General features: G+C 33.0%; 21 protein-coding genes. 13 read left to right on the top strand and 8 right to left on the bottom strand.

Annotation, left to right across the window (positions count from 1 at the left end):
• Window positions 1-82 precede the first annotated feature (82 nt).
• Window positions 83-1,021: a transcription antitermination factor NusB gene (gene nusB / locus ACXGQW_RS10115; RefSeq protein ID WP_457822518.1), complete on the bottom strand. Its 939-nt coding sequence runs from the start codon at window positions 1,019-1,021 to the stop codon at window positions 83-85.
• Between the two features lie 230 nt (window positions 1,022-1,251).
• Between nusB and ACXGQW_RS10110 the strand changes: the two genes are divergently transcribed.
• From ACXGQW_RS10110 to ACXGQW_RS10100, 3 genes are all read left to right on the top strand, one after another.
• Entirely contained in the window at window positions 1,252-3,009 is a 1,758-nt protein-coding gene (locus ACXGQW_RS10110; protein ID WP_457822516.1) for an ABC transporter ATP-binding protein, read from the top strand.
• Window positions 3,010-3,066: 57 nt separating this feature from the next.
• Entirely contained in the window at window positions 3,067-3,435 is a 369-nt protein-coding gene (locus ACXGQW_RS10105) for a PUR family DNA/RNA-binding protein (RefSeq protein ID WP_457822514.1), read from the top strand.
• Window positions 3,436-3,539: 104 nt separating this feature from the next.
• Window positions 3,540-4,181 carry a peroxiredoxin-like family protein gene (locus tag ACXGQW_RS10100; RefSeq protein WP_457822512.1) on the top strand — a complete coding sequence of 214 codons (642 nt, stop codon included), beginning with the start codon at window positions 3,540-3,542 and terminating at the stop codon, window positions 4,179-4,181.
• Between the two features lie 251 nt (window positions 4,182-4,432).
• Here ACXGQW_RS10100 and sucC read toward each other — a convergent pair whose 3' ends face one another.
• Complete coding sequence (gene sucC, locus ACXGQW_RS10095) at window positions 4,433-5,629, bottom strand: ADP-forming succinate--CoA ligase subunit beta (protein WP_457822510.1); 1,197 nt, start codon at window positions 5,627-5,629, stop codon at window positions 4,433-4,435.
• A gap of 156 nt (window positions 5,630-5,785) precedes the next feature.
• Here sucC and ACXGQW_RS10090 point away from each other — a divergent pair, with 156 nt between their 5' ends.
• The 4 genes from ACXGQW_RS10090 (at window position 5,786) to ACXGQW_RS10075 (ending at window position 9,286) form a co-directional block, all read left to right on the top strand.
• Entirely contained in the window at window positions 5,786-6,448 is a 663-nt protein-coding gene (locus ACXGQW_RS10090; RefSeq protein WP_457822508.1) for an ABC transporter ATP-binding protein, read from the top strand.
• Window positions 6,449-6,492: 44 nt separating this feature from the next.
• Entirely contained in the window at window positions 6,493-7,227 is a 735-nt protein-coding gene (locus ACXGQW_RS10085; RefSeq protein WP_457822506.1) for a 5'-methylthioadenosine/adenosylhomocysteine nucleosidase, read from the top strand.
• Window positions 7,228-7,385: 158 nt separating this feature from the next.
• A complete protein-coding gene (locus ACXGQW_RS10080) occupies window positions 7,386-8,642 on the top strand; it encodes a dihydroorotase (RefSeq protein WP_457822504.1) in 1,257 nt (418 codons plus the stop codon).
• Entirely contained in the window at window positions 8,642-9,286 is a 645-nt protein-coding gene (locus ACXGQW_RS10075) for an alpha/beta hydrolase (RefSeq protein WP_457822503.1), read from the top strand. Before ACXGQW_RS10080 ends, ACXGQW_RS10075 begins: the two co-directional genes overlap by 1 nt.
• A 54-nt stretch (window positions 9,287-9,340) precedes the next feature.
• Here the strand turns inward: ACXGQW_RS10075 and ACXGQW_RS10070 are convergent, their stop codons facing one another.
• Together ACXGQW_RS10070 and ACXGQW_RS10065 are read right to left on the bottom strand one after the other, a co-directional pair.
• Window positions 9,341-9,502, bottom strand: coding sequence for a YqaE/Pmp3 family membrane protein (locus ACXGQW_RS10070; protein ID WP_457822501.1), 162 nt, complete (start codon window positions 9,500-9,502; stop codon window positions 9,341-9,343).
• 45 nt (window positions 9,503-9,547) lie between these two features.
• Window positions 9,548-10,309, bottom strand: a complete 762-nt coding sequence (locus ACXGQW_RS10065; RefSeq protein ID WP_457822499.1) for an MBL fold metallo-hydrolase — start codon at window positions 10,307-10,309, stop codon at window positions 9,548-9,550.
• Window positions 10,310-10,400: 91 nt separating this feature from the next.
• On the opposite strand from ACXGQW_RS10065, the gene ACXGQW_RS10060 reads away from it, so the two are divergent.
• The 4 genes from ACXGQW_RS10060 to ACXGQW_RS10045 are packed head-to-tail and all read left to right on the top strand — an operon-like array spanning window position 10,401 to window position 13,314.
• Entirely contained in the window at window positions 10,401-11,846 is a 1,446-nt protein-coding gene (locus ACXGQW_RS10060; protein ID WP_457822497.1) for a TonB-dependent receptor, read from the top strand.
• A 5-nt stretch (window positions 11,847-11,851) separates the two neighbouring features.
• Complete coding sequence (locus ACXGQW_RS10055; protein ID WP_457822495.1) at window positions 11,852-12,394, top strand: RNA polymerase sigma factor; 543 nt, start codon at window positions 11,852-11,854, stop codon at window positions 12,392-12,394.
• A 33-nt stretch (window positions 12,395-12,427) separates the two neighbouring features.
• Entirely contained in the window at window positions 12,428-12,895 is a 468-nt protein-coding gene (locus ACXGQW_RS10050) for a hypothetical protein (RefSeq protein WP_457822493.1), read from the top strand.
• A gap of 2 nt (window positions 12,896-12,897) precedes the next feature.
• The gene (locus ACXGQW_RS10045; protein ID WP_457822491.1) at window positions 12,898-13,314 is read left to right on the top strand and encodes a hypothetical protein; all 417 of its coding nucleotides are present in this window, start codon (window positions 12,898-12,900) and stop codon (window positions 13,312-13,314) included.
• On the opposite strand, the gene ACXGQW_RS10040 is transcribed toward ACXGQW_RS10045, so the two are convergent.
• Window positions 13,306-14,343, bottom strand: coding sequence for a chorismate-binding protein (locus tag ACXGQW_RS10040; protein WP_457822489.1), 1,038 nt, complete (start codon window positions 14,341-14,343; stop codon window positions 13,306-13,308). The two genes, ACXGQW_RS10045 and ACXGQW_RS10040, sit on opposite strands and share 9 nt — an antisense overlap.
• Window positions 14,344-14,351: 8 nt before the next feature.
• Window positions 14,352-14,765: a PaaI family thioesterase gene (locus tag ACXGQW_RS10035; protein WP_457822487.1), complete on the bottom strand. Its 414-nt coding sequence runs from the start codon at window positions 14,763-14,765 to the stop codon at window positions 14,352-14,354.
• Between the two features lie 78 nt (window positions 14,766-14,843).
• On the opposite strand from ACXGQW_RS10035, the gene ACXGQW_RS10030 reads away from it, so the two are divergent.
• Complete coding sequence (locus ACXGQW_RS10030) at window positions 14,844-15,362, top strand: IS1096 element passenger TnpR family protein (protein WP_457822485.1); 519 nt, start codon at window positions 14,844-14,846, stop codon at window positions 15,360-15,362.
• 62 nt (window positions 15,363-15,424) lie between these two features.
• Here ACXGQW_RS10030 and ACXGQW_RS10025 read toward each other — a convergent pair whose 3' ends face one another.
• Window positions 15,425-16,336: a GYDIA family GHMP kinase gene (locus tag ACXGQW_RS10025; RefSeq protein WP_457822483.1), complete on the bottom strand. Its 912-nt coding sequence runs from the start codon at window positions 16,334-16,336 to the stop codon at window positions 15,425-15,427.
• On the bottom strand, window positions 16,336-17,607 hold the full coding sequence (locus ACXGQW_RS10020; RefSeq protein ID WP_457822481.1) for a hydroxymethylglutaryl-CoA reductase, degradative: 1,272 nt from the start codon (window positions 17,605-17,607) through the stop codon (window positions 16,336-16,338). Before ACXGQW_RS10020 ends, ACXGQW_RS10025 begins: the two co-directional genes overlap by 1 nt.
• Window positions 17,608-17,823: 216 nt before the next feature.
• On the opposite strand from ACXGQW_RS10020, the gene ACXGQW_RS10015 reads away from it, so the two are divergent.
• Complete coding sequence (locus ACXGQW_RS10015) at window positions 17,824-19,590, top strand: peptide MFS transporter (protein WP_457822479.1); 1,767 nt, start codon at window positions 17,824-17,826, stop codon at window positions 19,588-19,590.
• Window positions 19,591-19,623: the final 33 nt, after the last annotated feature.

Here is a 19,623-nt window from a genome sequence, read left to right as displayed (position 1 = left end):
GACTTTGTTGTAATGCGATCATTTTAAATTTTATTTTTAAATAATTCTGAATTTATTTTTTTGCTCAAATATAGAGAGAGTTTTATAATGTACCTCTACCTATTTTATTTAATCTTTCAGTTTTTTCAAAATCTTTCCAAATTTTGTCTAAAACTCCATTGATAAAAACGCTACTCTTTTCAGTAGAGTAATCCTTAGCAATTTCTAAATACTCATTAATAGTAGCTTTAACAGGAATTGACGGGAATTTCAAAAACTCACATACAGCCATTTTAATCAATATCATATCTAAATCGGCTATTCTATCTGTCTCCCAGTTAGGAGTTTTATCGGCTACTTCTTCTTCAAATTTATCTAAGTTCAGTACCGTTTTTTTGAACAAATCAGAAGCAAACTGCTCATCATCTCCATTTTTGTACAAACGTCCTATTACAAAGTCGCTATTTGCCTTTAACTCCTGTATTGTTCTAATCACCCATGTGTTAACAAAAGGAATATCATCTACCCAGCTAATGTTTTCTCCTTCATAATAGGCTGCTAACTTTTCGCTAGGAGCAATAAATTCTGCGAAAAATTTAACGACAAATTTTTGATCCTTTTTAAAAGAGGTAGATTCTTCACTCATATAATCTTTATAGAGAGTACTTTCTATCAATTCTTTGTAAATATTGACAACATATTTATCGTCTAGATACCAATTATTTAGCTCGTTCTCTTCTATATAATTTTGTAAAGAAACACTTTGTTTTAAAATGTTAATTACTTTATTCTCAATAAATTTTTTGTTTGGATTTAGCTCTTCGTTAGTTGCTAAATACTTCTTTTTTGAAGCTTCTGATGTGTTTTCTGCTAATTGATTTACTCTGATTAGCATATCTAAAGACAGGATGTATAAATCATACATTTTATCTATACTTTGTCTTAAGAATTTTTCTTCTTTAACAAGATTATCACTTTTTGCATGAATCATCGCGTATACTGATTGCATCACCTTAACACGAATATGTCTTCTATTAATCATCTATAAAGAACTTATATTTTTATGTGTACAAAAGTAGTATTTAATTAAGTTACGTGAAAGATTAAATTAAAAATATATTGCTGAATTCTATTAAGAATACAATTACAAAACGGCACTTCTTTAGTTACACAATTTAACTTTACTTTTTTACAGTAGGTTTTGGGTTTCATATCGTCTAAACAAATAAATACTTTATCTTCGTAAGCTCACAAAAGACCACCTCCTTTCTAATGAAAGAACTAAAATATATCAACCAATTTTTTTATAAGTATAGATTCCGTTTGCTATTGGGAATACTCATCTCGATAGCCTCAAGATACTTGGCTGTAAAAGTTCCTGAAATTGTAAAAAACTCTTTAAATACTGCTAATGATTATCAGCAAGGGAGAATAACTGATCTCGAATTGGTGCAACAAAATTTGCTACATAATATACTATTAATTGTAGGGTTGGCTATACTCTCTGGGTTCTTTACTTTTTTAATGAGACAAACAATTATAGTTACTTCTAGACTTATAGAATTTGACTTAAAAAATAATATTTATCAACAATACCAACGACTTACCTTAAATTTTTATAAAAAAAACAGAACAGGTGATTTGATGAATCGAATCAGTGAAGATGTGGGTAAAGTGAGAATGTACGTTGGTCCTGCTATTATGTATACTATTAATATGCTAGTAATGTTTTCTGTAGCTATTTATAAAATGATACAGATTGATGTTAAGCTTACGCTCTTTACTTTAATTCCCTTCCCTGTGCTTTCAATATCCATATTCGTACTCAGCAAAAACATTCATTTGCGAAGCACCCTTGTACAGGAGCAACTCTCTAAATTGACCACCTTTACGCAAGAAGTATTTTCTGGAATTAATGTTATTAAGTCTTATGCCATAGAGAGCACTACAAAAAAAGACTTTATGGACATTGCTGAAAGCAACAAAGAGAAAAATGTACACTTGTACAAAATTCAAGCTTTTTTCTTTCCGTTAATGATTTTACTGATTGGAACTGCCAATATTATCGTGTTGTACGTAGGTGGTATGCAATACATTAGAGGTTATATCACTATTGGTGTGATTGCCGAGTTTATTATGTACACCAACATGCTTACTTGGCCAGTGGCCATTGTAGGTTGGGTGACCTCTACCATACAACAAGCTGAGGCTTCTCAAAAAAGAATTAACGAGTTTTTGAACCAACAGCCTGAGATAAAAAATAATACGAATGAAACTCAACCTATAAAAGGAGCTATCAAATTTGATAATGTTTCTTTAACCTATGATGATACCAATATCACAGCTTTAAAAAACGTTTCGTTCTCCATACACCCTGGTGAAACTTTAGCAATTATAGGTAAAACAGGTTCTGGTAAATCTAGTATTTTAAATCTAGTCAGTAGATTATACGATGTTAGCTCAGGTATAATTACAATAGATCATCAATCAATTCAAGATCATAATATTTACAACCTTAGAAATCATATTGGTTTCGTACCTCAAGATCCATTTTTGTTTTCTGATTCCATTGCTAATAATATCAAGTTTGGTAAGGAAGATGCGAGTGAACAAGAAATGATTAACGCTGCCAAACAGGCCGTTGTTCACGACAATATTATTGATTTTAACAAACAATATAATACCGTTTTGGGAGAAAGAGGGGTTACACTTTCTGGTGGACAAAAACAAAGAGTTTCAATTGCTAGAGCCATTATCAAAAACCCTAATATTTACATTTTTGATGATTGCTTATCCGCGGTCGATACCGAAACTGAGGAAAAAATACTATCTAATTTAAGAAAAATTAGTGCTCAGAGTACTACCATTATTGTAAGTCATAGAATTAGCGCAGCGCAATTGGCTGATAAAGTGATTGTGCTAGACAATGGTAAAATTTCGCAACAAGGAACTCATCAACAGTTGGTGAATACTTCTGGAATTTATCAAGAAATATACAAACAGCAGTTAGAAGAAAAAGAAATAGAATAATTTAGTGTGAAATAATTATTTTTATATATTTGAGTAGATAACAGTAATCAACTAAAAATGAAAGAAAGAGAAGGACAAGAAGAAATTTTTTCTCAAATCCTAAGAGCTGGTAGAAGAACCTATTTTTTTGATGTTAGATCTACAAAAGCGGGTGATTATTACCTAACCATTACGGAAAGCAAAAAATTTACGCATGATGATGGAAGCTTTCATTATCAAAAGCACAAAATTTATTTGTATAAAGAAGATTTTACAGAGTTTTTGGAGCAACTTAAACAAGCAACCGACTTTATTGTAAATGAAAAAGGTCTGGAGGTTATTAGCGAAAGACATCAGAAAGACTTTAAAAAAGAAGACGAACCAAATAGTGATGATGACAAATTAACAACAGCTGGTTTCACTGAAGTTAATTTTGATGACATATAAAACAAAAACTCAATCACATAGATTGAGTTTTTTTATGCAGTTTTTTGAAAGTTATTCTTATCAAAACGACTTAACCAGTATTAATTATATTTAATACAATCGTTATGAGTTTAACAGAACAACTACAAGAAGTAAAAAATAAAAGTGCTGCAAATATTCCTACTGAAGTTTACGCAGTGATGAGCCAAGCAACTAAAGATTTATTAGAGGCTGAACTATCAAAAAAAGCTCCAAAAACGGGAGAGACACTAAAGGAGTTTAGTTTGCCTAACGCAAAAGGTAACAGTGTTAATTTGAAGGATATTTTAGCCAAAGGAAACGCAGTTGTTTCTTTCTACAGAGGCGGATGGTGTCCTTATTGCAATTTAGAGCTAAAAGCATTAAACGACATACTTCCTCAACTTAAAGAGTTAAATACTACCTTGGTGGCTATTACTCCAGAAACACCTGATAACTCCTTAAGTACTTCCGAAAAAAATGAATTAGAATTTGAAATACTAAGTGATATTGATAATCAATATGCTAAAGAATTAAACTTAGTGTTCCAGATGCCCGAAAAATTGAGAGAAATATATCATTCTTTCAATTTGCATGTAGACAAACACAACGGTAATGAAAATTACGAATTACCAATGCCAGCCACATTTATTGTGGATAATAGCGGTGAAATTTTGTATGCTTTCGTTCCAGAGGATTATACTGAGAGACTAGATCCTGAAACAATTTTGGAAGTTCTTAAAAAATAAAGAATCTATTTTAAGATGTGAGTTCTGCTTTAGAAAACATGTTTGTACATGTTTTCTAAGATTGTTATTCTGAGTGATTTTTGAGGTAAGATTATATCGAGAAAATCAATTTTAAATATTCATGCCAGTTGCTAATTGAATTCACTAGATTTTAAGTTTTAACGAACGACCGTGTTTTTTTAAAGCCAACAAAAAAATGCTCTGATACAATATCAGAGCATTTTTTTATATGTAATAATTTTATCTAAAAACTAAGATAAAACCTCTTGTACTTTTTCAGCAGCTTCTTGAAACTCAGTAGCAGAGATTACATTTAAACCTTCTTCTGCATCAATTAAAGCTTTTGCTTCAACAGCGTTGGTTCCTTGCAAACGTACAATAATTGGTACATTAATTTTATCTCCCATATTTTTATAAGCATCTACAACACCCTGTGCCACACGGTCACAACGTACAATACCTCCAAAAATATTTACTAAAATTGCTTTAACTTTAGGATCTTTTAAGATAATTCCAAAAGCAGTTTCAACTCTTTCAGCATCAGCAGTACCTCCTACATCTAAAAAGTTTGCAGGATCTCCACCAGCTTGCTTAATTAAATCCATTGTTCCCATTGCCAAACCAGCTCCGTTTACCATACATCCAACGTTACCATCTAAAGCCACATAATTTAATCCAGCAGCTTTTGCCTCAACTTCCGTTGGGTGCTCTTCGCGAACATCTCTGTAGTCAATATAGTCTTTGTGACGGTATAAAGCATTTTCATCTAAAGAAACTTTAGCATCTACTGCTAAAATTTGATCGTCAGAAGTTTTAAACACTGGATTAATTTCAAATAAAGAAGAATCCGACCCTTCGTAAGCTTTGTATAAAGCCATTGCGAACTTAGTCATATCTTTAAATGCTGCACCTGATAAACCTAAGTTAAAAGCAATTTTACGCGCTTGGAAAGGTAAAATTCCTGTAGCAGGATCAATTTCTTCTGTGAATATTAATTCTGGTGTTGCTTCAGCAACAGCTTCAATATCCATACCTCCTTCTGGAGAATACATAATCATATTTTTACCTGTAGCTCTGTTTAATAAAACAGACATATAGTATTCTTCTGGTTTAGAAGGTCCGTCATAATAGACATTCTCAGAAATCAAAACTTGGTGTACTTCTTTTCCTTCAGCAGAAGTTTGAGGAGTTACCAACATCATTCCAATAATTTGTTCAGCATACATCTTAACTTCTTCGATAGATTTAGCGATTTTTACACCACCTCCTTTACCACGTCCACCTGCGTGTATTTGCGCTTTTACAGCAAAAACTGTACATCCTTTTTCTGCATGAATCTTATTTGCAGCTTCTAATGCCTCCTCTGGAGTTGTAGCAACAAGCTCCATAGGTACTTTTACTCCAAAACTCTTTAAAATTTCTTTTCCTTGAAATTCGTGTAAATTCATAAAACTTCTCTTAAAATATGTATAATTGACCCAAAAATATGAATAACGTTTTACTAACAAGATGAAACCGATATTTTTTTCGTCAAAAATTAAGTATTTAACAAAAAAGGCAGAATCGTATCTTTTTTAGTATTTTCGTTTCGACACACATCATACATGATCAAAGCAAAAAACATTCAAAAGACTTTTAATAATACTCGTGTTTTAAAAGGAATAGATTTACATATAAAACAAGGAGAAATCGTGGCTATTGTTGGTCCATCAGGAGCAGGTAAAACCACGTTATTACAGATTTTAAGCACTTTAGAAATTCCCGATGAAAACGCTGATAGCGAGTTAATCATTAACCATATATCTCCCATTGGGCTTAAGGATAAAAAAATCTCTGCTTTTAGAAATCAACATATTGGATTTGTTTTTCAATTTCATCAACTACTACCCGAATTTACTGCAATAGAGAACGTTTGTATTCCAGCTTATATTGGTGGTAAAAAAGAAAATCAGATAAAGGACAGAGCGCTGGAATTGCTTGATTTTTTGGGAATTAAACACAAAGCAGATAACAAACCCAGTCAACTATCGGGAGGAGAACAGCAAAGAGTGGCTGTGGCTAGGGCTTTAATTAATCAACCTGCCATTGTCTTTGCTGATGAACCTAGCGGAAATTTAGATACTGAAAGTGCCAACAATTTACATGACTTATTTTTTGAGCTAAGAGACACATTTAATCAAACTTTTGTAATTGTAACTCACAACGAAAGCCTCGCAAATATGGCAGATAGAAAATTGGTCTTGAAAGACGGGAATTTAGTGCTTTAACAGCAAGAAAAATTTTCTTTATCTCTTTTTAAACATCAAAACAAATGATTGGAATAATTAGTGCTATGCACGATGAATTGGCAGAACTGCTTCTTGTGCTCAAAAATAAAGAAACGATTACTTTAGGGGGACGAGAATATTACAAAGGTAACATCAATAAAACCTCTGTTGTTATTGTTTTTTCTAAATGGGGAAAAGTGGCTGCTGCTATTACGACTACCGAGTTAATTAGCAGCTTTCATCCATCAGAAATTATTTTTACGGGGGTTGCTGGAGCCATTAGCAACAAACTTAATATTGGAGATGTAGTTTATGGCAAATCCTTAGTTCAGCACGATATGGATGCCTCTCCCCTATTTCCCAAATTTGAGATTCCATTAATCGAGAAAACATATTTAGCAACAAGCCCTAATCCTAAATTATACAATACTGTAGTGCACTTTACAAATTGTTATTATGATTTCGTAGATCAACAATCAGCCGATGAATTTAAAATCTACACTCCTAAATTGATTGAAGGTAACATCGCAAGTGGCGATGAGTTTATAAGCACACAAACTAGCTTTGATAAAATTAAAAATGAGCTTGAAGACGTACAATGCGTTGAAATGGAAGGGGCTGCAGTAGCCCAAGTATGCTACGAATATAGCATTCCATTTAATGTGATTAGAATTATCTCTGACAAATCAGATGATAGCGCTCCTATTGACTTTCCTCTGTTCACAAAAAAGATTGCTAGCAAGTACGCAAAAGGCATCTTAGAAAATTATTGCAGTTAAATTTGTTTAAGTATCTTTGAGCAATCTTAGAAACATGACGAAAAACATCTACCTTTCCAATCGAATACAATCTTTGGTATTAATGAGTAAGTTTATTGTTCTTTCTTTATTCTTGTCAGTTTCATTTCCTATTTTAAATTTTACGAACATTTTATAGCATGGATATTCTATTAAAATCAGCTACTATTTTTGATCCTAAAAGCTCTTTTCATAACAATACACTAGATGTATTGATAGAAAATGGTTTGATTTCTAAAATTGAAAAAAACATTTCTTGTCCAGAAAATGCTAAAGAGATTAATCTAGAAAACCTAACCGTTTCTCAAGGATGGTTTGATGCAAGTGTAAGTTTTGGAGAGCCTGGTTACGAAGATAGAGAAACCATAGAAAACGGCTTACAAGTAGCTGCTAAAAGCGGATTTACCAAAGTAGGATTAAATTCCAACTGTTACCCTTTAACGGATTCCAAATCCATTGTTAATTTTTTAAAGTCCAAATCTTTTGGAACGGGAGTAGACATACTACCCATAGGAAGTTTGACAAAAGAAAGCAAGGGAACAGATATTGCAGAACTTTATGATATGCAACAAGCAGGTGCTATAGCTTTTTACGACTACAAAAAAGGAATTGAAAATGCTACTATTTTAAAAATAGCTCTGCAATACACACAAAGCTTTGAGGGACTAGTCATGAGTTTTCCTAACAACTGCAACATTGCGGGAGAAGGAATCGTAAATGAAGGAATTCACAGCACGCGACTAGGGTTAAAAGGAATTCCTTCTTTAGCAGAAGAACTACAAGTTAGTAGAGATTTATTTCTGTTGGAATATACTGGTGGTAAACTGCACATCCCTACCATAAGTACAGCAAAATCTGTAGCACTCATCAGAGAGGCCAAACTAAAAGGATTAAACGTAAGTTGTAGCGTTACTGCTAATCACTTGGTCTTAACAGATGATAAATTAAAATCTTTTGATGCCAATTATAAAGTAATGCCTCCATTGAGAACACCTAGTGACGTAACTGCGTTGATAGAAGGTTTGAAGGACGGAACTGTAGATTTTATTACTTCTGATCACGATCCTATAGATATAGAAAACAAAAAATTAGAATTTAGTAATGCTCTTAATGGTAGTATTGGCCTAGAAAGTTTGTTCACAAGTTTAGTTGATGTTTTAGGAATAGATTTATTGATTGAAAAAATAACTACTGCTCCCGTGACTATTTTTGGATTAGAACCAGCTAGTATAAAAGTAGGCAATAAAGCAAACTTGTCTCTTTTTACTACCGAAGGAACAGGTATTTTTGATGAGTCTCAGATTTTGTCTACTTCAAAAAACAGTGCTTATCTAGGAAACAAAACTACTGGTAAAGTATATGGTTCTTTTAATAACAACATTTTAACATTAGCATAATGAACGATTTATCGCTTGAATATATCGCCAGAGAACCAATAGCAATAGTAGAAAAACCTCCCCTTATTTTATTAATTCACGGTTACGGAAGCAACAAAGAAGATTTATTTTCTTTTGCTGCTGAACTACCTGAACAAGCTTTGGTAGTAAGCGTACAAGCTCCAACTACTTTGCCTTTTGGTGGTTATGCTTGGTATAGCATTACTTTTGATGCGGATGAAAATAAATTCTCTAATCCTGATGAGGGAAAGGAATCTGTGCAAAAACTGAATCTGTTTATTGACGAAATCGTTGGTAAGTACAATATTAATTCCTCTAAGATTTTTATGACAGGTTTTAGCCAAGGAGCTATTTTAAGCTATGCCTATTCTTTTACTTTTCCCAACAAAGTAAAATATGTGCTTGCTTTGAGTGGGTATTTTAATCCTGATTTTTTAATAGATACTCCCACTCACAACGACTCTGAATACTTTATTTCTCACGGTAGCGTAGATCAGGTAATCCCCGTAGAATGGGCTCAAAAAGCTCCCAAAATTTTATCAGAATTAAACGTTGACCATAGCTACAAAGAGTACCCTGTGGGACATGGAGTACATCCAAATAATTTTTACGATTTAAAAAATTGGATTTTAAACAGAATCTAGAATAAAAAAGAGTGCTTTAAAGCACTCTTTTTTATTTCTTACATTAAAACCTTGTTACTTTAACACAATATACAACGAATGTAAAATAGCTGGGAAAAAGAATACGAAACACAATATAATATTAATAATTAAGTGCTTCCCTGCTCCAGCTTTTAAATAAACTGCCAAAGGTGGTAAAAAGATTGATAAGATAATAAGTACAATTTTGTTGTCCATAATAATTCATTTTAGTTTATAACAGACTAAAATACATAAAGCATCTTAAATATCTACATTTAAACCATCGTAGGACAAAAAAACATTATTTGGTAATATTCTACTTATTTCTTTGTGAAAACCAAGCCTGTGGCTAATGTGTGTGAGATAAGTCCTTTTGGGTTGCAGAGTTTCAATCAACTCCAAAGCTTCGTTTAAATTTAAATGCGTTGGATGTTCGTCAATTCTCAAGGCATTAATCACCAATACTTCTAAATCTTTTAATTTTTCTATTTCTGTTAAGTCCAAGTATTTTACATCGGTTAAATAAGCCAGGGTTTCTATTCTATATCCTAAAATAGGAAGCGTTCCGTGCTGTACTTGTATCGGAACAATTGTTTTTCCTCCTAAAACAAACGGGGTGTCATCAACAATGTTAGGAATTACAGCCGCTGCTCCAGGATACCTGTTTTCTAAGGTAAAAATATATTCATATCGCTTGGCTAAACTCTCCATCACTCTCTTCATAGCATAAACTGGCATAGGTCCTTTTTTGTAACAAAAAGGCCTAATATCATCTAAGCCTGCTATATGATCTGAGTGTTCGTGAGTAAACAGAATGGCATCTATATCTTTTACATCGTTGTTCAGTATTTGCATTCTAAAATCTGCACCGCAATCCACCAAACAAGAAAAACCTTCCCACGATATTAAGACAGAACTTCTCATCCTTTTGTCTTTACTATCTTCCGAAAAATTTACAGGCTCTTCTGACAACAGCATCGGAACGCCTTGAGAAGTTCCTGTTCCTAAGAAAATTATTTTCATGTTTACAAATCTTCTCTCAAAAATACGAAAACACAGCTACTAAAAAATCAAAAAATGGTATATTTGGATGAACACATAGAAAAAGAATCCCATGGCTGTATCACACAAAGGAGATATTCAAATAGAAAATATCCTTACCAGTAAATCTAAAGCTTTAAAAATAAACTTAAATAGAAATATTTACGGTACATTTTCCGAAATAGGTGCAGGGCAAGAAACCGTGAGACACTTTTTTAGAGCAGGAGGATCTTCTGGAACGATTGCCAAAGCCATGAGTGCTTACGATAAAGATTTTTCTGATGCTATTTATGGTATTGAGAGTGATAAAAGATATGTGACAGAGAGCAGATTGCGCAAAATGCTTCGTCACGAAATACAGTTAACGGAGGATAGACTAGACAGAGCGAAGCATCCAGATAAAATGTATTTTAGTTATGCCAATACGGTCTGTACTATAGATTTTGCCAAACAATTTAAAGGCCACGGATGGGTAGGTATTCATTTTCAATTATCGCCCAATGAACCTTATAACGAAATTGTTCTACATCTTCGATTCACACAAACCGATGCCACTCTACAGCAAGAGACTTTGGGAAGACTAGGGGTTAACTTGGTTTATGGAGCTTTTTATTACTATGATAATCCTAAAGATTTAATCAAATCTTTATACGACAATATTGGGATTGATGAACTAGAAATTGATATGATTAACTTCTCTGGACCGAGATTTACTTATGTTGATAATAGATTGATGAGCCTGCAACTCGTTAAAAACGGAATGACCAATGCCGTAATGTTTAACGATGGTGGAAAAAACCTGTTACCGGCTCAAGAACTTTACAAGAAAAATATACTGGCATTAAGAGGGAGATTTAGACCTGTTACTAAGGTGAATATGGATGTTTATGAGGAATCTCAAAAATTATTTTTTAAGGATCAAAAAATAGACCCTAAAAAAACCAAAACCATTTTTGAAATTACGCTTTCTAATTTAAAAAACGAAGGAGAAATAAATGAACGTGACTTTTTAGACAGAGCTGATTTGCTTTGTTCTCTAGGTCAAATTGTAATGATCACCAATTTCCAAGAATACTACAAACTTGCAGACTTTTTTGGTGAATTTACCAATGAGCAAATTGTGTTTGGAATGGGTGCTGATAGTGTAATGAATATTTTTGATATTAAATACTACAACCACTTAAAAGGAAATATATTAGAAGGTGTTGGAAAATTATTTTCTAACAACTTAAAAATATACTTGTATCCTATTTTAGATAAAGATGGCGAAACCATTGTGAATAGCGATAATTTAAAGGTAAACCACAGAGTTAAGCAGTTGTATCTTTTCTTTAAACAAACACGTAAAATAATTGATATTGAGAATTACAGAAGAGATCATTTAGAGATCCAGGCTCCTAATGTTTTCAAAAAAATTAACAACAACGAAGAGGGTTGGGAAGAAATGTTGCCAGAAGGTATTGCAGAAACGATAAAATTTAAAGGTTTATTTGGTTACAAAAAGACTATTAAAGTTTAATAAATTTGGTGAACGAGCAACAACTTATTGATGATTTAAAAGACTCTAAAAAGCAACATAAGGCTTTTGATGAGTTGGTTCAATTATACAAAGAGCGCTTGTACTGGCATATCCGTAAAATAGTTATCAATCACGATGATACTGACGATGTATTGCAAAACACCTTTATCAAAGTTTACAAGAATATCAAAGGGTTTAAAGGAGATAGCAAGCTCTTTTCTTGGATGTACAGAATTGCAACCAACGAAGCCATTACCTATTTAAACAAAAAAGCCAAAAAATCTAACGTTCCTATTGAAGAATATCAAAAGGAATTAAGGACGAGCTTACAAGAAGATGAGTTGTTTGATGGTGATAGCATCCAGTTAATTTTACAAAAAGCCATTGCAGAATTGCCTCACAAACAACAAATGGTCTTTAATATGAAGTATTTTGACGAGATGAAATACGATCAAATTTCAGAAATTTTAGGAACTTCCGTAGGTGCGCTCAAAGCTTCCTATCATCATGCTGTTAAAAAAATAGAAAATTATATCAAAAACCATTAAACCTTTTTTGGCTATAACCATCTAAGATTCAATATGTACAACGAACCAGAACAAAATAAACATTTCTCTTTAGACGATTTAAACCTTAAAAAAAATCCGTTTAAAGCCCCTGACAATTACTTTAACGAATTGTCAAGTTCTATAGTGTCTAAAGATAACGCAACACCACTCCCTAAAAAGACAGGTTTTATTGCTCCTAAACATTATTTTGATAACTTTAAAGTATCTCCTCCTAAATTTAAAATTTTAAAGCTAGTCCCATATACATCTGTAGCTGCTGCTATTTTAGTTGGTTTTTTTCTCTTTAATTTGAGTAAAAATCGTACTCTAAGCAAGGATGAAATTATTGACTACCTTGCGATAGAAGCTAATATGTATGACGATGAAATTCTATACCACAATATTATAGATAACCGTGATTTAACCAATGTAGAAAACATTAATATTAATATTGATGAACTAACTTTGGAAATAGATGATTACGATCTTATAGATTTTTAAATATGAAAAAAACATTGCTGTACATATTATTTATAATGATTAGTTCTATGATGGTAGGCCAACAAAACGACCGTGTAAAGAAAGTTACGGAAGCTAGAGCCAACTTTATCATAAACGAATTAAAGCTGAACAACGCTAAGGCCAGAAAGTTTACTGAAATTCACAATAATTTTAGAACTGAGCTATTTAATCTTTCAAGAGAAAGAGGAAAAATGCAAAAAAGAATTTTAAATGAAGAGATTTCAGAGTATCAAGCTAAGAAAATTATAAGTGAAATAGATCTTAAGGAAAAGTTATTGTTTGAAAATAGAATGAAATATTACGAGGAACTTAAAGAGGTCTTAACTTCCAAAGAGTCTATTAAACTGAGACTTGCTGAAGTTAAATTTAAAAGGAAGCTCTTAGAAACATTAAAATAAAACTCTTTTTATAGTCTCACTTTTAGCTACTGTCTCCAACCATTCTTTTTCTGGGTTGCTACTTTTTGTAATCCCACCTCCAACATACAATTTGACCATGCTATTGTCATAACTAAAACATCTTAAGTTAACGTATAACGAGGTTTTGTTTTTGATATTGATTTCCCCTAAGTACCCTGTATAGAAAGACCTTGCATAGTTCTCCTCTCTTAAGATAAATGCTTTGCTCAGTTCTTTGGGTAAACCACAAACGGCTGGTGTTGGGTGCAACAGTTTTATCAAGGTGGTAATATCTTGCTTGCTATTTAATACTCCTCTAATTTTTGTTTTCAAGTGTAACAGCTTTCCTGCTTTTACCGTTTCCACGTCAGATAATTGAAGTTCTTTAACTTTAGATTCTAAATTTTCTTTAATGTATCGGGTTACCAAACTTTGTTCTTCCAACTCTTTTGATCCCCACTTAGGATTTAAGTCCCCTTTAAATTCTTGTGTACCCGCTAAAGACATCGTTTCAAAATTACAACCCTCTATTTTCAATAACGTTTCAGGAGTCGCTCCCATCCACAAACCTACTTTTGGATGAAACCATATATAAACAAAGGCACTTTTATACTGGTGTAGCATTTTTTTAAATACATTCACCATCTCAAAATCCTCTAATTTCGCTTCCTCTTCCCTAGAAACGACCACCTTTAAGAGGTCTGTTTGTTGAATCGCATCTATGGTTTTAGACACTAAATCAATGTGTCTTTTTTTTGATGAATTATTGACTATAAATTGACCATCAGAAAAAAACGAACTGTCTACAGAAATTGCTTCTTCCGTAAAACTGTCTTTAGGAATGATATAAGCATCTTCTCTATCATCAAACGGAGCAAATACAAAACCATCCGTTTCCAATCCCGTAAACTTATGCAATTCTGTACCGTCTTGGCAAATACATTTTAAAATATCATCTTCTGGCTTTTTGTATGCCACAAAAGGAATTTCTTTACGGTAACAATTATCTATGTGTGTTAGTATCTTCAAGTCTTTAGTTACTTAGGTAATACAATGTTGGTTATTTTGCACAGAGAAATTAAATCGCTGGCCTCATCTCTGACCTCAACTTGCCACAAATGTGTAGTTTGTCCTTTATGGATAATTGATGCTTTTGCTGTTAAAAGTCCGTCTTTTTTACTTTTTACATGGTTCGCCGATATTTCGATTCCCTTTACCACATATTTTTTGGGATTCACAAATAAAAAAGAAGCTGCACTACCCACACTCTCCGCCAAAGCAACGGTAGCTCCTCCGTGTAACAATCCCATAGGTTGATGTACTTTTGAATTTACAGGCATTGTGGCTATTAAATAGTCTTTTCCTATATCGGTATACTTTATTTCTAAAGTTTCCATCAAGGTATTTTTGGTTACTTTATTTAGCTGCTCTAGTGCTTGATTAAAATCCATCGTTCTTTTTTAATTCAGGTAAAATTAACTATTTATTGACTTTTATACCTATTTTTGTACTATTAAAGTAACTATTTGATGATATACAAAATAAGGGTCATTTTAGACACTAAGGAAGATGTAATAAGAACTTTGTTAGTAGATTCTAAGAACACGTTAGAGGATTTTCATAAGTTAATTGCTGAAGTTTTTGGATTCAATGGTCAAGAGATGGCTTCTTTTTATAGAGCCGATGATGAATGGAATCAAGGAGAAGAAATTCCTTTATGTACCATGGACGAGTGTCCAGATGCTCTACATATGGCAAACACTACTCTAGAACAAAATATAGAAGATCCTGAGGAAAAACTAATTTATGTGTACGACTACTTAAATATGTGGACGTTTTACTGCGAATTAATTGAGGTTACAAAAACAACCACTTCAAAACTACCTACTCTTGTATTATCTGTTGGAGAAACCCCAGACAGTGCTCCAGAAAAGGAATTTACTGCTGATAAACCCAAAGACGAATTTGATATGGATAAATTTGATAGCGAGTTTGAAGATTTTGGTAATTTTGAAAGTTTAGACGATATCGACTTGGATAAGTATTAAAATAAAGCCCCTTAAAACTATTTGTTCTAAGGGCTTTATTTTATTCTTGTATTATCGATGCTTTAACTCTTAATCATCTCCTCATAAGATAAAATAGTTTTGTAATTTTTTGAGGTGAAATAACTTTTTACCATTACTTCCGTTCCTGTAACCAATACAAAATCTCCTCCCCAAGCACCTAAACTTTTCACACTACCCGTATAATCTGCAAACAGCTTTTCTTTAACTGCGGTAACTCCTATCAAAGAACTGAGTAGACCTTCATGCTTGTTTAATAACTCATCGAATTCAGCAAGATTTTTAGCCTCTATTATTTGCTGAGTAAGCGCATTTATTTTATGAATATATACAGATTTATCAACCTGCAAACTTCGGTATAATTTAATTCCTTCTTTACTGTCTTGTTTGTTATTTAAGTATACAAAAAACAGTTGATTTTTAAAGCTAGGATTAAAATTGACTTCCTGTATATTTGGAGTGATTCCATTTCTTTGAAAAGTAATGGGAGTATTGTATTTAGCGCAAGCAATATCGTATCCACTACCTCCAAAAGAAAGTTCTAACAACTCAAATGGATTGACCTCTGCCCAGCTAGCAATACTATGAATTAAAGTAGAAGAGGTACCTAGCCCCCATTCATTAGGAAAAGTTAAAGAAGTCTTTGCCCCAACTCCTTTACTATCATTTAAAAAATTTGGATTTAGTTTTTTAGCGGTTCTTAATATTTCTTGCAAGGTTTTACTCACTTTTTCACTACTAGAACTTATCACTTCAAAACTATTCAGATTGAAAACTGCTGAAAACCAACATTCTTTAAGCACATTATAGCTACTCCATAAAATTTGATTGCTCTCGTTACACTCAACCTTCAAGGCCTGTCCATATTTTGTAGGCAATGCTAGAGAAACAGCACCATCTAACACTAAATATTCTGCGGAAATTAATAATTTACCATTGCTATAATAAGTACTCATTAAGCTCTTATCTTTTTTAATGTTTCGGCAACCCCACTATAACTAACCACTTGTCCCTTTAGTTCGTTAGTTACCCATTCTTTTTCTTTTGGATTCGCTTCTAGTTGATTTAAAATATTAACTAAATGCATTTTCATATGTCCCTCTTGTATACCCGTGGTTGTTAAAGCTCTTAAGGCAGCATAATTTTGAGCCAATCCTGCTACGGCTACAATTTGCATCAACTCCTTAGCCGATGGTCGTTTCAAGATTTCTAAAGATAATTTTGATAACGGATGCGTACTCGTTAAACCTCCCACAGTTCCCAAAGCCAAAGGAATTTCAATAGAAAATGTAAAAACTCCGTTCTCTACTGTGCATGACGTTAAACTTTTATAACGACCTGATTTTGCTGCGTAAGCATGCACCCCAGCCTCAATGGCTCTAAAATCGTTTCCTGTTGCAATAACTACTGCATCAATTCCATTCATCACACCTTTATTGTGTGTAACTGCTCTGTGTGGTTCTACATTAGCAATGTCTACTGCTTGCTTCATTTTCTTCGCAAATAAAGCACCATCAGTTGGGTGTAATTTTTCTACCTCACAACTCACCTCTGCTTTTACCAAACATTGCGGAACGTAGTTAGATAAAATACTCATTACAATATGAATATCATCTTTTTTAAATTTTTTGGCCATCAACTCTAAACAAGAGTTGATAAAATTGGCTCCCATAGAATCCTTAGTCTCAAACGTTACATGTATTTGGTAATAATTGGCTAATTCTTTTGTTTTATCTCTTAATTCAACTTCCAAAATACCCCCTCCACGCTTGCGCATGTTTTCTGTAATTTTATCTGTTGCTGCAATGAGGACTTCTTTTTTACTTTCAAAGTAAGCTTGCAAATCGGATTCTTTACCTTCATACATAAAATGTATTTGACCCACCTTTTGCGTATCAATCACCTTGGCAGTAAAGCCACCTTTATCCGACCAAAATTTAGCAACTAAAGAGGCTGCAGCCACTACTGAGCTTTCCTCGATAGCCATAGGAATTGTATAATTTTTACCGTTAATGATAAAGTTTGGAGCTATCCCGTAAGGCATATAATAATTAGAAATGGTGTTTTCTATAAAATCATCATGTAATTGCTGTAGTTGCTCATCCTTATTTAAGTATTGAGCTAAAACTTGTTTAGTATCTTCAGAAGCATCAGTGAAATTCTCTGCAAGCCAATTTATTTTTTCTTGTTTGCTTAGCTTAGAAAAACCAGAAATAAGTTTTGCCATTTGAATGGGTTATAAATTTTATACACAAATATACAGTTCATTTCCACATTCTCTTAAAAACGACTTAAATTTAGTCTACTTCTACAATTATCCTTTAGTATTGCTTTATAAATTAATTGATAACTATCTAGATGTCTCGCTTTTTGTTAGATATACTTTATTCTTTTAAATCTACTTAAATAGTTTATTTTTATCTTTTAAATACAGGAACTACATATGGAATTGACATACGGAGGAAGTAAGACAAATCAAAACATGATACTAGGGCATCCATCAGGGTTGTTTGTATTGTTTTTTACAGAAATGTGGGAACGTTTTTCCTTTTATGGAATGAGAGTTTTGTTGGTTAACTTTTTAACCATGGCCATTGTGGGAGTAGATCACCCAGGTTGGGGTTGGAGTGTAGAAAATGCGGGTTCTTTGTTTGGAACTTATGCTAGTTTATTGTACTTAACGCCTATTTTGGGTGGAATCATTGCCGACAAAATTACAGGTTACAAATGGGCAGTGGTAATTGGGGCTTTTGTAATGACTTTAGGGCATGCTGCCATGGCTTTTGATACAGAACTTTCCCTTTACATCGGTTTAATTTTGCTTGTGATTGGTACTGGTTTTTTCAAACCCAATATGACTTCCATCATCTCCGAAATGTACGAAAAAGTACCGCAGAAAAAAGATGGAGCTTTTACCATTTATTATATGGGAGTAAATGCAGGTGCTTTTTTTGGGATGATGCTATGTGGTTATTTGGCTGAAACCAAAGGCTGGGCATATGGATTTGGTTTGGCTGGTATTTTTATGCTGTTTGGAACTATTCAGTTCTGGTTATCTTTTCCGCTTTTTGGTAAGCTAGGTAGTACGCCAAAAACAAGTGATAAACAGAAAGAAAATACAAATGAAAAGAGATATCCATTTACCGTTATCGATAAAATTTTGATTGCTATTTGTGCAACCACCAGTTTGTTATACTTACTAGACGATCCGATTTCTAAAATAGGAGAAATTTATTTGCTTCCTCAAAAATTTTTAGGAATTTCTAATCAAATATCAGGTGCTACAGAAATTATGATGATCACATTGGGTATTTTTCTGTTTTTAGTGAGCAGTAGAATCATTCGCTACGAAAAAGTTTTGAGAGACCGAATGATCTCCTTTGTCATCTTTGCTATGTTTACAGTTTTCTTTTGGATGTCTTTTGAACAAGGAGCCACCTCTCTAATTATTTTTGCTAGAGATTATACGCACAGAGAATTAACAGGTAATTATGCCATTCTTTTTAACATTGTAAATACGCTCTTGACCGTGATTCCTTTGATGATTATTTCTTGGGTACTGTATTTACTATACAAGCAAACCCATCAACTTATCAAGGCATCTAATTGGATTCTTATTCTTAGTTTTTTAGCAATTTGGGGGGTTGTAGGAAGCATGATTTACAAAGAATTTTCTTCGGAAGTAACTACCGTTACCGTTTCTTGGTTTAGTACATTAAATTCCTTTTTTATTATTGCTTTCGCTTCTTACTTTTCTAAGTGGTGGGAAAGCAAATACAACCCTACATCAGCACAAAAATATGCTTTAGGACTTTTGCTACTTGGAGTTGGTTTTGGCTTTTTAGCGTTTGGAGCTCAAGCAATACCTTCTAACGCGGTGGCTGGTTCCGTAAAAGTAAGTATGATTTGGCTAATTATGGCCTATTTATTCCATACGCTTGGAGAACTGTGTCTGTCTCCTGTAGGACTATCTCAAGTAAGTAAACTAGTTCCTGCTAGAATGATTGGATTGATGTTTGGAATGTGGTATTTAGCCATTGCTATTGGTAATAAATTGGCTGCCACGCTGGGAGGACAAATCGAAAATATTACCCAACACTACGACTTATCTACCTTCTTTTTAATATTTACTATCATTCCTGTAGTTGCTGGAATTGTAATTGCATTATTAAATAAAACTTTGGTACGAAAAATGCACGGTGTGGATTAAATTTTGTGTAAGATTATTACAAATACAAAGACC

The sequence above is a fragment of the Wenyingzhuangia sp. IMCC45533 genome, from assembly GCF_054111225.1.
Note: the sequence above shows the minus strand (reverse complement) of the source record. Positions and strands in the feature narration are given on the sequence as shown.

What these genes read in the sequence shown, in the direction of transcription:
- nusB (WP_457822518.1), bottom strand. Translation starts at nt 1,021, where the DNA reads ATGATTAATAGAAGACATATTCGTGTTAAGGTGATGCAATCAGTATAC.
- ACXGQW_RS10110 (WP_457822516.1), top strand. Translation starts at nt 1,252, where the DNA reads ATGAAAGAACTAAAATATATCAACCAATTTTTTTATAAGTATAGATTC.
- ACXGQW_RS10105 (WP_457822514.1), top strand. Translation starts at nt 3,067, where the DNA reads ATGAAAGAAAGAGAAGGACAAGAAGAAATTTTTTCTCAAATCCTAAGA.
- ACXGQW_RS10100 (WP_457822512.1), top strand. Translation starts at nt 3,540, where the DNA reads ATGAGTTTAACAGAACAACTACAAGAAGTAAAAAATAAAAGTGCTGCA.
- sucC (WP_457822510.1), bottom strand. Translation starts at nt 5,629, where the DNA reads ATGAATTTACACGAATTTCAAGGAAAAGAAATTTTAAAGAGTTTTGGA.
- ACXGQW_RS10090 (WP_457822508.1), top strand. Translation starts at nt 5,786, where the DNA reads ATGATCAAAGCAAAAAACATTCAAAAGACTTTTAATAATACTCGTGTT.
- ACXGQW_RS10085 (WP_457822506.1), top strand. Translation starts at nt 6,493, where the DNA reads ATGATTGGAATAATTAGTGCTATGCACGATGAATTGGCAGAACTGCTT.
- ACXGQW_RS10080 (WP_457822504.1), top strand. Translation starts at nt 7,386, where the DNA reads ATGGATATTCTATTAAAATCAGCTACTATTTTTGATCCTAAAAGCTCT.
- ACXGQW_RS10075 (WP_457822503.1), top strand. Translation starts at nt 8,642, where the DNA reads ATGAACGATTTATCGCTTGAATATATCGCCAGAGAACCAATAGCAATA.
- ACXGQW_RS10070 (WP_457822501.1), bottom strand. Translation starts at nt 9,502, where the DNA reads ATGGACAACAAAATTGTACTTATTATCTTATCAATCTTTTTACCACCT.
- ACXGQW_RS10065 (WP_457822499.1), bottom strand. Translation starts at nt 10,309, where the DNA reads ATGAAAATAATTTTCTTAGGAACAGGAACTTCTCAAGGCGTTCCGATG.
- ACXGQW_RS10060 (WP_457822497.1), top strand. Translation starts at nt 10,401, where the DNA reads ATGGCTGTATCACACAAAGGAGATATTCAAATAGAAAATATCCTTACC.
- ACXGQW_RS10050 (WP_457822493.1), top strand. Translation starts at nt 12,428, where the DNA reads ATGTACAACGAACCAGAACAAAATAAACATTTCTCTTTAGACGATTTA.
- ACXGQW_RS10045 (WP_457822491.1), top strand. Translation starts at nt 12,898, where the DNA reads ATGAAAAAAACATTGCTGTACATATTATTTATAATGATTAGTTCTATG.
- ACXGQW_RS10035 (WP_457822487.1), bottom strand. Translation starts at nt 14,765, where the DNA reads ATGGATTTTAATCAAGCACTAGAGCAGCTAAATAAAGTAACCAAAAAT.
- ACXGQW_RS10030 (WP_457822485.1), top strand. Translation starts at nt 14,844, where the DNA reads ATGATATACAAAATAAGGGTCATTTTAGACACTAAGGAAGATGTAATA.
- ACXGQW_RS10025 (WP_457822483.1), bottom strand. Translation starts at nt 16,336, where the DNA reads ATGAGTACTTATTATAGCAATGGTAAATTATTAATTTCCGCAGAATAT.
- ACXGQW_RS10020 (WP_457822481.1), bottom strand. Translation starts at nt 17,607, where the DNA reads ATGGCAAAACTTATTTCTGGTTTTTCTAAGCTAAGCAAACAAGAAAAA.
- ACXGQW_RS10015 (WP_457822479.1), top strand. Translation starts at nt 17,824, where the DNA reads ATGGAATTGACATACGGAGGAAGTAAGACAAATCAAAACATGATACTA.